At 71.4% G+C, this 12863-nt stretch carries 14 protein-coding genes; 9 read left to right on the top strand and 5 right to left on the bottom strand.

Features of this window, described 5'->3' with window-relative positions; translation table 11 throughout:
• Positions 1-11 precede the first annotated feature (11 nt).
• The 3 genes from ACIA8R_RS22305 to ACIA8R_RS22295 all read left to right on the top strand — a co-directional run bounded on the left by ACIA8R_RS22305 (position 12) and on the right by ACIA8R_RS22295 (position 3374).
• A complete protein-coding gene (locus ACIA8R_RS22305; protein WP_357695173.1) occupies positions 12-1562 on the top strand; it encodes a glycerol-3-phosphate dehydrogenase/oxidase in 1551 nt (516 codons plus the stop codon).
• A gap of 202 nt (positions 1563-1764) precedes the next feature.
• A complete protein-coding gene (locus ACIA8R_RS22300) occupies positions 1765-2817 on the top strand; it encodes a glycosyltransferase family 4 protein (protein WP_364088956.1) in 1053 nt (350 codons plus the stop codon).
• Positions 2818-2888: 71 nt separating this feature from the next.
• Positions 2889-3374 (top strand): hypothetical protein, encoded by a 486-nt coding sequence (locus ACIA8R_RS22295; protein WP_364088959.1) that lies wholly within the window; start codon positions 2889-2891, stop codon positions 3372-3374.
• Positions 3375-3545: 171 nt separating this feature from the next.
• Here ACIA8R_RS22295 and ACIA8R_RS22290 read toward each other — a convergent pair whose 3' ends face one another.
• From ACIA8R_RS22290 to ACIA8R_RS22275, 4 genes are read right to left on the bottom strand one after another with little or no spacing between them, the layout of a single operon-like run.
• Complete coding sequence (locus ACIA8R_RS22290; protein ID WP_357695167.1) at positions 3546-4955, bottom strand: NAD-dependent malic enzyme; 1410 nt, start codon at positions 4953-4955, stop codon at positions 3546-3548.
• A 56-nt stretch (positions 4956-5011) separates the two neighbouring features.
• Complete coding sequence (locus ACIA8R_RS22285; RefSeq protein WP_357695165.1) at positions 5012-5641, bottom strand: cytidylate kinase-like family protein; 630 nt, start codon at positions 5639-5641, stop codon at positions 5012-5014.
• 9 nt (positions 5642-5650) lie between these two features.
• Entirely contained in the window at positions 5651-6589 is a 939-nt protein-coding gene (locus ACIA8R_RS22280) for a co-chaperone YbbN (protein WP_397040111.1), read from the bottom strand.
• Entirely contained in the window at positions 6573-7124 is a 552-nt protein-coding gene (locus ACIA8R_RS22275) for a MarR family transcriptional regulator (RefSeq protein ID WP_357695162.1), read from the bottom strand. The genes ACIA8R_RS22280 and ACIA8R_RS22275 overlap by 17 nt, the downstream gene beginning before the upstream one ends.
• Positions 7125-7353: 229 nt before the next feature.
• Between ACIA8R_RS22275 and ACIA8R_RS22270 the strand changes: the two genes are divergently transcribed.
• The 6 genes from ACIA8R_RS22270 to ACIA8R_RS22245 all read left to right on the top strand — a co-directional run bounded on the left by ACIA8R_RS22270 (position 7354) and on the right by ACIA8R_RS22245 (position 11539).
• Positions 7354-8685 carry a hypothetical protein gene (locus ACIA8R_RS22270; protein ID WP_357695160.1) on the top strand — a complete coding sequence of 444 codons (1332 nt, stop codon included), beginning with the start codon at positions 7354-7356 and terminating at the stop codon, positions 8683-8685.
• A gap of 59 nt (positions 8686-8744) precedes the next feature.
• A complete protein-coding gene (locus ACIA8R_RS22265) occupies positions 8745-9416 on the top strand; it encodes a DUF4230 domain-containing protein (protein WP_357695158.1) in 672 nt (223 codons plus the stop codon).
• 230 nt (positions 9417-9646) lie between these two features.
• The gene (locus ACIA8R_RS22260) at positions 9647-9799 is read left to right on the top strand and encodes a hypothetical protein (protein WP_352324303.1); all 153 of its coding nucleotides are present in this window, start codon (positions 9647-9649) and stop codon (positions 9797-9799) included.
• A 247-nt stretch (positions 9800-10046) separates the two neighbouring features.
• Positions 10047-10505 (top strand): hypothetical protein, encoded by a 459-nt coding sequence (locus ACIA8R_RS22255; RefSeq protein WP_397040108.1) that lies wholly within the window; start codon positions 10047-10049, stop codon positions 10503-10505.
• Positions 10506-10650: 145 nt separating this feature from the next.
• Complete coding sequence (locus ACIA8R_RS22250; protein WP_397040106.1) at positions 10651-11259, top strand: RNA polymerase sigma factor; 609 nt, start codon at positions 10651-10653, stop codon at positions 11257-11259.
• Positions 11252-11539 (top strand): hypothetical protein, encoded by a 288-nt coding sequence (locus ACIA8R_RS22245; protein ID WP_364088974.1) that lies wholly within the window; start codon positions 11252-11254, stop codon positions 11537-11539. The genes ACIA8R_RS22250 and ACIA8R_RS22245 overlap by 8 nt, the downstream gene beginning before the upstream one ends.
• Positions 11540-11653: 114 nt before the next feature.
• Here the strand turns inward: ACIA8R_RS22245 and ACIA8R_RS22240 are convergent, their stop codons facing one another.
• The gene (locus tag ACIA8R_RS22240; protein WP_397040104.1) at positions 11654-12835 is read right to left on the bottom strand and encodes an acetyl-CoA C-acetyltransferase; all 1182 of its coding nucleotides are present in this window, start codon (positions 12833-12835) and stop codon (positions 11654-11656) included.
• Positions 12836-12863: the final 28 nt, after the last annotated feature.

The following is a 12863-nucleotide window of genomic DNA, read 5'->3' as shown; positions in this document are numbered from 1 at the left end:
TGGAGCACGTCATGAACATCGCCATCGGCGCCGACAGGGCCGAGATCCGGGACGAGCTCTCCCGCGCCACGTACGACCTGCTGGTGATCGGCGGCGGCATCCTCGGCACCTCCGTCACCTGGATGGCCGCGCAGGCCGGGCTGCGGGTGGCGATGGTCGAGGCCGGCGACTTCGCCGGGGCCACCTCCAGCGCGTCGTCCAAGCTGGTCCACGGCGGCCTGCGCTACCTGCAGACCGGCAACGTCAAACTGGTCGCCGAGAACCACCGCGAACGCCGCGCCCTGGCCGGCGACATCGCACCCCACCTGGTCAAACCGCTCACCTTCCTGGTGCCGATCTACAAGGGCGGCCCGCACGGCGCGGCCAAGCTCGGCGCCGGCGTCTTCCTGTACTCCGCGCTGTCGGTGTTCGGCGACGGCATGGGCAGGGTCATCACACCGCACCAGGCCATGAGCCGGGTGCCCGCGCTGCGCAGCGAGGGCCTGCGCGCCGCCGCCGTCTACGGCGACCACCAGATGAACGACAGCCGCGTCGCCGTCATGACCGTGCGCGCCGCCGTGGACGCGGGCGCGGTCGTGCTCAACCACGCCGAGGTCGTCGGCCTGCGCAAGTCGGGCGGCAACGTGACCGGAGCGGAGCTGCGCGACCGCCTCGACGGCACCGAGTTCGGGGTGAACGCCCGGCTCGTCCTCAACGCCACCGGCCCGTGGGTGGACCACCTGCGGCGGATGGAGGACCCGAACGCCGCGCCGAGCATCCGGCTGTCCAAGGGCGCCCACCTGGTCATGCGCCGCCACGACCCGTGGAAGGCCGCGCTCACCACGCCGATCGACAAATACCGGGTCTCCTTCGCCATCCCGTGGGAGGACCACCTGCTGCTCGGCACCACCGACGAGGCGTACGAGGGCGACCCGGCCGACGTGCGCGCCACCGACGCCGACATCACCCAGATCCTCGACGAGGCCGGCCACTCCGTACGCGACTGCCAGCTCCGCCGCGAGGACATCACCTACGCCTTCGCCGGGTTGCGCGTGCTTCCCGGCGGGCCCGCCCAGGTGTCGGCCGCCAAGCGGGAGACCGTGGTGACCAGGGGCGCGGGCGGCATGTTGTCGGTCGCGGGCGGCAAGTGGACCACCTACCGCCACATCGGCAGGCACGTCCTGGAGACCCTCGCCCGCCTGCCCGGAAGGCCGCTCGGCGACGACCTGGCGGCCATCCTGCCGGCCGTGCCGCTGCCGGGCCTGGCCAGCCCCGACGCCGTCGCCATGCGCCTGTGGACCGAACGGGAGCCGGGCGCCCGCATGGACCCGCTGGTCGCCCGCAACCTGGCCACCCACTACGGCACGATCGCCTTCGACGTGGCCCGGCTCATCCGCGAGGACCCCTCACTCGGCGAGCGCATCCACCCCGACGGGCCCGACATCTGGGCCCAGGCCGTCTACGCCCGCGACCACGAGTGGGCGGCCACCGTGGACGACGTCGTGCGCCGCCGTACCACGCTCACCGTGCGCGGGCTCGACACGCCCGACGTCCGCACCCGGATCGAGCAGCTCCTCGGCTGACAGTGACCCCGGCCGCGGCCTGTGCCGCCGCGGCCGGGGTGACGGCCGTCACCGCAGATCAGAGGTTCATGTCGGCCGATTCTGGGCATCTCCACCCTCGCATCCGTCGCCGAGGACCGCCGGGAACCCCCCGCGGCCGCACCGAGGCGGCGGGCCGCCGACCGGCTGTACCCCTTTCTGCCGCCCCTACGGAGGTGACGTCATGTCCGCCCAGTCCCGGCTGCACATCGCGCTGGTGGCTCCCCCGAGGTTCGAGAACCCGTCCCGCTCGTACGGCGGTGTCAGGGTCATGATGGACGACCTCGCGCGATCCCTGCTCAGACTGGGCCACCAGGTCACCTTGATCGGAGCCGGCCGCCCCGGCGCCTCCGCCCACTTCCTCGCCGCCTACTCCGAACCCCCTTCCCACCCGCTGGACGAACCCGTCCCTGGAACGGCGGTCCCCGACGTCCGGCTGGAGGACCTGGACGTGGACGTCGTCCACGACCACTCTCCGGCGGGCCCGCTGACCGCCCTGAACCCCCGGATCCCGACGGTGACGACCGTGCACGGCCCGGCCTCGGGCGAGCAGGCCGAGCGGCTCCGCCGGCTCGGCGACTCCGTCGGCCTGGTGTCCACCTCGACGTTCCAGCGCATGCAGGCCCCCGACCTCAACTGGGTGGGCACCGTGCACAACGGCGTGGACCTGAAGAGCTTCCCCTTCCGCGAGCGCAAGGAGGACTACACGCTCTTCCTCGGCCGGTTCAGCCCCGACAAGGGCGCCCACCTGGCCATCGACGCCGCCCGGAAGGCCGGACGGCGCATCCTGCTCGCCGGCGGGATGAACGAGCCGTCCGAGCACGAGTACTTCGACACCCACATCCGCCCCCGGCTCGGCGACGACGCCGTCCACGTCGGCGAGGCCGACGGCCCGCGCAAGCGCGAGCTGCTGGCGAACGCGCACTGCCTGCTCTTCCCCAGCCGCCGGGAGGAGTCCTTCGGGATGGTGATGACCGAGGCCATGGCGAGCGGCACCCCGGTGGTCGCGCTGCGCGGCGGCGCCGTGGGCGAGGTCCTCGTCGACGGTGTCACCGGTTACATCTGCGACGGGCCCGCCGACCTGGCCGAGGCCGTCGAAGCCGCGGGCGGCCTGAACCCGGCCGACTGCCGCATGCACGTCAAGCGCAACTTCGACGCGCTCGGCATGGCCATGGGCTACGAGAAGATCTACGAACTGAGCGTCCGCGATCGGCGTCCGGCGCCCTTCGCCGCCTGACCTGCGCGTTCCCATGCGGCGGATCGCCGCCGCACAGGGTGTCGCCGCCGTCCCGGGGGAAGATGGTAGGCATGCGCACTGCCATGAACGAGGCTCTGATCAGGCATTTCACCGACCTGCGCGACGGCGTCCACGGCGGCGTCACCGCGCGGGAGGACAAGGAACGCCTGTTCGCCACGGCGGTCGAGCTGCTCGACCCGGTGGCGCGGGCGACGCTGGACGAGTTCAACGCCGACCTGCTCCTCGGCACCGGGCAGGTGGTGTCCAGCGGGCTCACCAGGTCTCAGGAGGGCGGGCTGAACGCCATGTGGTCGCTCACCTGGCCGGAACAGCGCGACAAGGACATCCTGCCGATCGCGATCGTGGCCCACTACGGCGCCGACTTCCACCACCCGCACCTACGCGGCAACACGGTGGGCGACTGGCCGCTGAACGTCTTCGACCACTCGGACGCGGCGGGCCAGCTCACGACCCTGCGCGCCATCGCCGCCGCCGACGCCCACAACCTCGTCTTCCAGGAAAGCTACCGCCTCATCCCCGCCGTCACCCACACGTAGACGACAACCAGCCGCCTTTTGTCTTCACGGCTTCGCGTGGTCACCCCACCCGCCGTACTTCGGCTGATGGCCTTCCAGGTCACGCCCTCTGACCCTTCACCGGCTCGCTCTGTGGGCCGCCCGGGTGGAAGGCACGCAGGGGCCGAACCGGACGGATCGGCCCCTGGCGGATCACGCCTCGGTGAAGCCCCGGGCCCGGCCGCCGGCGCTTTCGCGGACCGCGGCCGCCACCGCCGTCGCCACGTCGGGGTGGAACACGCTCGGCACGATGTAGTTGGGGCCCAGCTCCTCCGGCGTCACCACCGCCGCCAGCGCGCCCGCCGCGGCCAGCAGCATCTCCTGGGTCACCCCGCCGGCCTGCGCGTCGAGCAGCCCCCGGAACACGCCCGGGAACGCCAGCACGTTGTTGATCTGGTTGGGGTAGTCGGAGCGCCCGGTCGCGACCACCGCGGCGTGCTCACGAGCGTCGTCGGGCGACACCTCGGGCTCGGGGTTGGCCAGCGCGAACACCACGGAGTCCTTGGCCATCGTGGCGATGTCGTCGCCGGTCAGGATGCCGGGCGCGGACACGCCCACGAACACGTCGGCGTCCTTGACCGCGCCGCGCAGGTCGCCCGCGTAGCCCTCGGCGTTGGTGTGCTCGGCGATCCAGCGCAGCGACTCGTCGAGGTCGTCGCGGCCCTTGTGCACGGCGCCCAGGTAGTCGCAGACCACCACGTTGCGCGCCCCCGCGGCCAGCAGCAGCCGCAGCACCGCGTTCCCGGCCGCGCCGGCGCCCGCCATCGTGATCTTGACGTTCTCGATGGACTTGTTCACCACGCGCAGCGCGTTGGTCAGGGCCGCCAGCACGCAGATCGCCGTGCCGTGCTGGTCGTCGTGGAAGACCGGGATGTCCAGCAGCTCGCGCAGCCGGCGCTCGACCTCGAAGCAGCGCGGCGCGCCGATGTCCTCCAGGTTGATGCCGCCGAAGCCGGGGGCGATCAACTGCACCGTGCGGACGATCTCGTCGACGTCCTGGGTGTCGAGGCAGATCGGCCAGGCGTCGATGCCCGCGAACCGCTTGAACAGGGCCGCCTTGCCCTCCATGACCGGCAGCGCGGCCTCCGGCCCGATGTTGCCCAGCCCGAGCACCGCCGACCCGTCGGTGACCACGGCCACCGAGTTGCGCTTGATGGTCAGGCGGCGGGCGTCCTCCTTGTTCCTGGCAATGGCCATCGACACGCGCGCCACACCCGGGGTGTAGGCCATCGACAGCTCGTCGCGGTTGCGCAGCGGCACCTTCGACTTCATCTCGATCTTGCCGCCGAGGTGCATGAGGAACGTGCGGTCGGAGACCTTGTGGATGACGACGCCCTCGACCGCCTCCAGCTGGTCGACGATGGCCTGCGCGTGGTCGGTGTCACGCGCAGCGCAGGTGACGTCGATGCGGAGCTTCTCGTGGCCCGCGTTGGTGACGTCGAGTGCGGTCACCACGCCTCCGGCCGACTCTACGGCGTGGGTGAGCTGGCTCACGGCCTTGCCGCCTGCGGGCACCTCAAGACGCACGGTTATGGAGTACGACACACTCGGGACGGTCGCCACGTCAATCGCTCCTTCGGGACTGACCAAGAAGTCATCCCAGGATAGGGGGCATCAGGTCAACCCAGTGCCGTCGCTGCGGTGACGATGAGTTCGACACACGCGGGGACGGGGATCGTGGTGCTGTCGAGCACAAGGTGATAGTGGCACGGATCGCCCGGATCCGCCCGGTAGAAATGGCGTACGTACGCCGTCCTGGCCCGGTCGTTGTCCTCGATGACGGCCTTCGCCTCCCGCTCGCTCATCCCGCTCAGCGTGGCCGTCTGGCGGATCCGGCGCTTGAGCGGCGCGTCGAGCCTGACGTGCAGCGCGCCCGGATGGTCGGCCAGCACCAGGGCCCCGGCACGGCCCAGGAAGACGCCGCCCTGGGTGAGCGCCATCTCCTTCAGCATGCGCTCGGTGCGCCGGACGAACTCCTCCGGCGGCAGGGGCATCGCGCCCGGGACGTACATGTCCACCCCGCCGAAGGTGACCGTGGGCAGCCTGATCGCGCCGGACAGGAGCCTGCCGAGGCCGTGCTCGGCGCGGTCGTCGTGGGCCAGCGCCTCCTCCAGCGTGCAGCCGAGCTCCTTGGCCACCGCGCTGGGAATGGCACGGTCGACGAAGGGCACGCCGAGCCGTTCGGCGACGGCCGGGCCGATGTGGCTGCCGGCCGTGCCGTAGGCCGCGGAGATCGTGACGACCCGCATACCTCCAGGTTAGAACAGGGCGTTCGCCAATGCTCTACGCGCTTTCGCCAAGGATGGGTCGTCTGACGGCAATGCGTCGAAAAGCCCGAGCAAATGCTTCCTGGCCCGGTCGCGGTCGTCGCCCGAGGTGCGCTTGACCACGGCCACGACGCGCTCGAACGCCTCGTCGACCGCGCCGGAGAGCATCTCCAGGTCGGCGGCGAGCAGCTGCGCGTCGATGTCGGACGGGTCCTGGAGGCGCCGCTGCACGTCGGCCGGGTCGGCCTCGGAGGTGCGCTTGATCAGGCCGACGCCCGCCAGGCCCATCTTGGCGTCCTCGTCGCCCGGGATGCGGGCCAGCAGGCGCTGGTAGGCCGCCTCGGCCGCGTCGAGGTCTCCGGCGTCGATGGCCTGCTCGGCGGCCACCAGGTCGGGGTCGGCGGGCGGCCCGGCGGGCGCCTCCTCCCCCTCCTCGGCCGCGGGCGGCCGGGCGTCAGGGTTGGCCTGGTAGAACTGCTCGACCGCGCCCATCAGCTCGTCGAGCCAGCGGCGCACCTCCTGCTCGGGCAGCACCTGCTGGAAGCCGGTGACGGCCTGCCCCTGGAAGATGGCCAGCACGGTGGGCACGGCCTGCACCCGCAGCGCCTGCGCGATCTGGGGGCTGGTGTCGACGTTGACCTTGGCCAGCACGGCCCGGCCACCCATGTCGCCGACCACCTTCTCCAGCACGGGGCTGAGCTGGGCGCTGCCCGGCGACCGGGGCGACCACAGGTCGAGCACCACCGGCACGGTCATCGAACGGTCGATGACGTCCGTCGTGAACGTCTCCTCGGTCACGTCGACGACCGAGGCCGAGGTGGCCCCCTGGGGACCGGCGGCCTCCCGCCGGGCCTGGGCATCCAGTGCCTGTTTGCGCGCGCCCAGGTCCACAGCTCCGTAGAGCGACCCGGGCCTAGAGAAGTCCGCCATGCTCCTCATCTTGCCGCATGGACGGGCCGGAGAAGTCACCCGCCGCCACCCTCAGCGTGCGGAGCTGGTCGAAGATCTGCTGGAGTTCGTCCTCGGCGTACATCGTCAGGCCGAACTCGGCGGCCATCAGGTCGTCCGTTGCCCGGCGCACGACCTCCCTGCCCTGGTCGGTGATCTCGGCGAGCACGCCGCGGCCGTCGCGGGGGTTGGGCAGGCGGCAGACGAACCCGGACTTCTCCAGCCTGTCCACCGTGTTCGTGACGCTGGTGGGATGGACCATGAGCCGCTCGCCGATCTTCCACAGCGGCAGCGAGCCGGTGTGGCTGAAGGTCAGCAGCACCAGGGCCTCGTAGCGGGCGAAGGTGAGATCGTGGGGCTTGAGGAGGGAGTCGAGCTGTGACAGCAGGATCTGCTGTGCTCTCATGATCGAGGTGACCGCGGCCATCGCGGAGGAAGGCCCGAAGCGGGCACGCCAGCTCTCCGCGGCGCGGTCGATGGGATCGAACGGCAGATTGAGCGGCTTCGGCTGGGACACAGCGCTACGTTAGCGCGCCTCTCGTCCCGGTTTCGTCGGGCTACCTGGAGCGACAGGCTTCACCGCTTGACCAAGAATCCGACCGTCAATCATCACGCTCCGTTATGGTTCTCTTACGTAAGGTGACGCGGAAGCCAAGTCCAACTGCCGTGGGGACGGATCTGGGCTGACATTCTTCCGCATTGCCAGGGGCACGGGGGGTGCTTGGTGAACTGCAACGGGATACAGGGTGCGTGAGCACGCGGGCGTTACACGCGAGGAGCTGAAGCACAGCGCGGCCGTGACAGTGGCGGTGCTGCTCGCTCTCGGCCTGGTCGCGGCGTGGAACGTCCTGATACCTGGCGTCGACGCGTGGGAGAACATCCTGGCGGCGGTCATCGGCTCGCTGCGGATGACCGGGCCCGTGGCGGCCGCGTTCGCCGCGTGGGTGGCGCTGCGCAAGCGGCGCGCGCTGCGCGGGCGTTCGCTCACCACGTGGCGGGCGCTCAAGGCGCCGCTGGCCATCGTGGTGGTGGTGCTGGGCTCGTTCGGCGCGACGGTGCTGGTGCTGGCGGTCAAGACCGTGCTCACCGACCAGGCGGGGCGGCTGAGCCTGTCCGGCCTCGGCATGGGCATGGCGGGCCTGGCGCTCTACGCGGTGATCGGGTGGGTGGCCGGGTGGGTCGTGCCCAAGGCGCTCACGCCGCCGATCGCGGGGCTGGCCTGTTACGTCGCCTTCTCGTGGCTGGCCGACGACCGGGGGCTGGCCGACCGGCTGGTGCCGGGCACGGGCGAGCCGTACGACCTGTTCCAGGGGCTGGGCGGGGCGCCGTTCTTCGACCAGACGATCTGGCTGCTCGGCATCACCTGCGCGCTGCTGCTCGGCTGGGCGGCGCTGGTGACCAGGCAGGCCCTGGTGCTGGCGTGCGCGCTGCTGGCCGTGCTGGCGGCGGGCATGGGCGTGTCGCGGATGCTGGCCCACCCCAAGCCGGCCGCGGCCGAGGACATCGCCTACGCCTGCCAGGAATGGCCGATCACGGTCTGCCTGCACCCCGGGATGCGGGCCGGGCAGACCGAGCTGGGCGCGGTGTTCACGCAGATCGCCTCGCGCCTGGCCGGCACGCCGGCCGCGTTCACGCGGGTGGAGCAGCGGCCGCTGGACGAGCCGCTGAAGCCCTCCAACGGCCTGGCGCCCATCCACGTGCCCGACCTGTCGGCGGGGTTCGCCGAGGAGGCGGCCTACGAGTACATCGACGCGCTGGCCGCCCGCTGCCCCGGCACGCCGGCCGACGGTTACCGGGAGATCGTGATGGCCTGGCTGCGCGGCGAGCCGCTGCCCGGCGGCCCGCTGCCCGAGCACCAGTACGCCGCGTCCTGGTTCTCGGGCCTCGACGAGCACCAGCGCAGGGAGTGGCTGCGCATGTTCTACAGCGACTTCCAGTCCTGCCGCCTGTCCAGCACGCACTTCGGCGGCGGGCCGGCTCCCACCGCGGTCCTGACGCCGCCCTCCGGCGTCACGCCCGAGAGCAGCCACGTCTACCCGGTCTACCCCGACCCCGGCACCGCGGGCACCTCAGGCTGACGACGAAGATGTCACCATACGGCTGGCACTGATGATCGCCTGGCGGGTAGTCATGCCCCATGACGACTTCCCAGACGACGCCGCCGGACCTGGCTCCCCGGCGGCGCCGCAGGTGGCGATATGCGGCGGGGTTCCTCGTCCTGGCGGTCCTGCTCGTGGTGGGCGGCCGGCTGGCCTGGACGTGGCTCAACCCGTTCGGAGAGCAGACCGTCGACCGCAGTCAGCCGGTGCTGCTGCAGTCCATCAAGGACCTCAGCCGGTTCGAGGCGGCGACGGGCACCTTCCAGGTCGTCGTCGACCTGGAGAAGGACGCCAACTTCCTGCCTGACGCGGTCAAGGGCACCCGCACGCTGTTCGTGGGCGCCGGCGGCGTCGACGCGTACGTGGACTTCTCGGCCATGGCGGCGGGCGCGGTGACCGTGAACAAGGATCGCACCGAGGCCACCGTCCGGCTTCCGCGCGCCCAGTTGGAGAAGCCCAACCTGGACAACAGCCGCTCGTACGTGTTCGCCCAGCAGCGCGGCCTGCTCGACCGCGTCCAGGACTTCCTGTCGGGCTCCCCTGGCGACCAGCGCGAGCTCTACCTGCTGGCGGAGAAGAAGATCACGGAGGCGGCCGTGGCCAGCGACCTGCGGGCGCGGGCGGACGCCAACACCAAGTCGATGCTCACGGGCATGCTGAAGTCGCTGGGCTTCTCCAAGGTCACCGTCAAGTTCACGGACGAGCTCTGACCTGCCTGTTCGTCCTGCCGGCGGGCCGCCTCCCCTCGGGTGGGGCGGCCCGTCCGCGTTCCCGCCTAGGTATCCCCGTACGTGCTTAGTCCACGGACGCGCCCGCCTAAGTACCTCCCTACCTGCCCGAACCCCGGCAGATAGGACATCCGCCCGATGTGGCGGGAGGGGCCTTAGGAGGAGTCTTAAAAGTGCAGGGAACAAGGAACACGAACAGCAGGAGCACTCGAATGAACGCCGAACTCGAATACAGCGTCATGCAGCACCACGCCGCCGAACTCCGTCGGGCCGCCGCCGAGCAGCGGCGCGTACGGGAAGCACTGAAGGGACAGCGTTCCGAGCGTCGCCACCGCTCGGTCTTCGCCAAGTTCCTGGCTTCATGACGTCCCACAAGCAGCCCGGCCGCATCCTCCCTCGCGGCCGGGCTGAAATGCCCCCTTAGGGGGGCGCGTCCGGCGCCGGATTCCTGGCCGGCCCGAGCGCAGCGTCTGCGACACCCCGGTTCCCGTTCCTGGTGGGACCGGGGTGTCGCGCGTTCACGCCGTACGTCGCGGGGGCTCGTACGGCGTGAACGCACCGCCGCCGGGACACTGACGGAAGATGTCAGGGATGGGCGCTTACCGTCCGGGCATGGACAACAGCTTCGACTTCTTCGTCGGCACCTGGACCTCACGGCAGCGACGGCTGCGCAAGGCACTCGCCGGCAGCGACGAATGGTACGAGTTCACCGGCCACACCAGGTGCTGGAGCGTCCTGGACGGGACGGGCAACATCGACGAGGTCACCTTCCCCAGCGAGGGGTCCGCCGGGGTGACCCTACGCCTGTACGACAAGGCGGCCGACGAATGGGCGCTCTACTGGGCCGGCAGCGCCACCGGCATGTCACTGCCGCCCGTGGTGGGCCGCTTCGACGACACCGGGCGCGGGGTCTTCACCTGCGACGACGTGTACGACGGCCGGCCGATCAAGGTCGCCTACATCTGGTCGGACATCACCGGTGAGTCGGCCCGCTGGGAACAGCGGTTCTCGCCCGACGGCGGGGCCACCTGGGAGACGAACTGGATCGCCGACTTCACCCGTTCCTCCTGAATCCTTTTCGGGGGTCGATGCCTCTCATGTCCGTACAACCCAACGAGACAATGGGAGACCATCATGGTGATTGCCATCGCGGCCGGGGCTGCGGCCGTACTGATCTGCACGTGCGTGGTCGTACTGCGGCGAAGGAGCAAGGAACGTGGCTGACCCGCAGCGCCTCGGCATGTCCGCCGGCTCCGGTGCCGTGGCACCGGAGCCGGCCGGCGGCGGGCGCGCCTGGTCGGACGAGCAGCTGATCAACGCGGCCCGCGCCGGCGACGCCGACTCGATCGCCGCGCTGGTGTCGGGCGCCCACCCGCACGTGCGGCGCTTCGCCCACACGCTGTGCGCCACGCCCGAGGACGCCGAGGACGCCGCCCAGGAGGCGCTGATCGTCCTGTACCGCAAGATCGGCACCCTGCGGGCGTCCGGAGCGCTGGCCTCGTGGATGTTCCGGATCATCCGCAACGAATGCATCAGGCGGGCCCGCCTGATGCTGCGCCCCGGGCCGCCCGTGCCCTCCTCGGCCGCCGCACAGTCGGCCGAGGAGGAGATGTTCGAACGGCTGGAGGCCGCGCGGGTGGCCGAGGCCATCGCGGCACTCCCCGCCGACCAGCGGCGGGTGCTCATCATGCGGGACGTCCAGGGGCTCAGCGGCCGCATGGTCGCCGACGCCCTCGGGCTGAGCGTGCCCGCGATGAAGTCCCGCCTGCACCGCGCCCGTGCGACCGTGCACGGCCTGCTGTCCCAAGGAGCCCTCCATGACTGAGCCCACCGCGGGGACGTCACTGCCCCGTCACCTGGCCCGCGGCGCGCTGGGCTTCGGCGCGCTGATCGCGTCGGTCGCGCTGATCCCGTGGACCGGCCCCGTCAGCCTGGTGCTCGCCGTCGTCGGCGCGATCGCCCTGCGCGGGTGCCCGGCGTGCTGGGTGATGGCGCTGGTGCAGCTCGTCTCGATGGGACGCATGCAGCGGACCTGCACCGACGGCGTGTGCGAGCTGGTCCCGGCGGGCGGGCGGCATACGGGGAAGGGGCATCCGGGGATGTGAGCGGCTTGGCGTCGGGGGCCGCACCCGGTGACCAGGCAACGGACCGGGTGGACCACAGGCGCCGTCCCGACAGGCCCACCCGGTGACCAGGCGACGGGTGGGCCTCGAAGAAGGTCAGGGGACGCGGATGATGAGCGCGTCGCCCTGCCCGCCACCGCCGCACAGCCCCGCCGCCCCCAGGCCGCCGCCCCGCCGCTTCAGCTCGTACGCCAGCGTCAGCACGATCCGCGCCCCCGAGGCCCCGACCGGGTGCCCCAGCGCGATGCCGCCGCCGTTGACGTTCACCTTGTCCAGCGGCACCCCGAGCTCCTTGGCCGACTGCAGCACGACGCTGGCGAAGGCCTCGTTGATCTCGACCAGGTCAAGGTCGTCGGCGGTGAGCCCCTGCTTGGACAGCGCGTGCTTGATGGCGTTGGCCGGCTGCGACTGCAGGGACGCGTCGGGCCCGGCCACGTTGCCGTGCCGTCCGATCTCCGCCAGCCACGGCAGCCCCAGCTCCTCCGCCTTGGCCTTCGACATGACCACCACGGCGCACGCCCCGTCGGAGATCTGCGAGGCCGACCCGGCGGTGATGGTGCCGTCGGCGGCGAAGGCCGGGCGCAGCTTGGCCAGCGTCTCGACGGTGGTGTCCCCGCGTACGCCCTCGTCCTCCAGGACGACCACCGGCTCGCCACGCCGCTGCGGGATCTCGACCGGGACGATCTCCTCCCCGAAGACGCCGTTCTTGGTCGCGGCGGCGGCGAGTTGGTGGGAGCGGGCCGACACGGCGTCCTGCTCCTCGCGGCCGATGCCGAGCCTGGCGTTGTACCGCTCGGTCGACTCCCCCATCGCGCACTGGTCGAAGGCGCAGAACAGTCCGTCGTGGGCCATCGAGTCGACCACGTCGGAGCCGCCGTACTTGACGCCCTTGCGCAGTCCGGGCAGCAGGTGGGGCGCGTTGGTCATGGACTCCATGCCGCCCGCGACCACGATGTCGAACTCGCCGGCGCGGATGAGCTGGTCGGCCAGGGCGATGGCGTCGAGGCCCGACAGGCAGACCTTGTTGACGGTCAGCGAGGGCACGGTCATCGGGATGCCGGCCTTGACGGCGGCCTGGCGGGAGGGGATCTGGCCGGCGCCCGCCTGGAGCACCTGGCCCATGATCACGTACTCGACGGCCTCGGGGGCCACTCCGGCACGTTCCAGCGCGGCCTTGATGGCGATACCGCCCAGCTCCACGCCGGACAGCCCGGACAGGGCGCCGAGCAGCTTGCCGATGGGGGTACGAGCTCCGGCGACGATGACGGAACTGGACATTGGCGGCGGCCTCCTGTGCTCATGAGGG

It is taken from the genome of Nonomuraea sp. NPDC051191 (assembly GCF_044455665.1).
In the GTDB taxonomy this organism is placed as follows: Bacteria; Actinomycetota; Actinomycetes; order Streptosporangiales; family Streptosporangiaceae; genus Nonomuraea.
This window is presented reverse-complemented; position numbering and strand designations above follow the sequence as displayed.

Coding starts and splice junctions, on each gene's coding strand:
- ACIA8R_RS22305 (WP_357695173.1), top strand. CDS start 12: ATGAACATCGCCATCGGCGCCGACAGGGCCGAGATCCGGGACGAGCTC.
- ACIA8R_RS22300 (WP_364088956.1), top strand. CDS start 1,765: ATGTCCGCCCAGTCCCGGCTGCACATCGCGCTGGTGGCTCCCCCGAGG.
- ACIA8R_RS22295 (WP_364088959.1), top strand. CDS start 2,889: ATGCGCACTGCCATGAACGAGGCTCTGATCAGGCATTTCACCGACCTG.
- ACIA8R_RS22285 (WP_357695165.1), bottom strand. CDS start 5,641: ATGCGGGTCGTCACGATCTCCGCGGCCTACGGCACGGCCGGCAGCCAC.
- ACIA8R_RS22280 (WP_397040111.1), bottom strand. CDS start 6,589: ATGGCGGACTTCTCTAGGCCCGGGTCGCTCTACGGAGCTGTGGACCTG.
- ACIA8R_RS22265 (WP_357695158.1), top strand. CDS start 8,745: ATGACGACTTCCCAGACGACGCCGCCGGACCTGGCTCCCCGGCGGCGC.
- ACIA8R_RS22260 (WP_352324303.1), top strand. CDS start 9,647: ATGAACGCCGAACTCGAATACAGCGTCATGCAGCACCACGCCGCCGAA.
- ACIA8R_RS22255 (WP_397040108.1), top strand. CDS start 10,047: ATGGACAACAGCTTCGACTTCTTCGTCGGCACCTGGACCTCACGGCAG.
- ACIA8R_RS22245 (WP_364088974.1), top strand. CDS start 11,252: ATGACTGAGCCCACCGCGGGGACGTCACTGCCCCGTCACCTGGCCCGC.
- ACIA8R_RS22240 (WP_397040104.1), bottom strand. CDS start 12,835: ATGTCCAGTTCCGTCATCGTCGCCGGAGCTCGTACCCCCATCGGCAAG.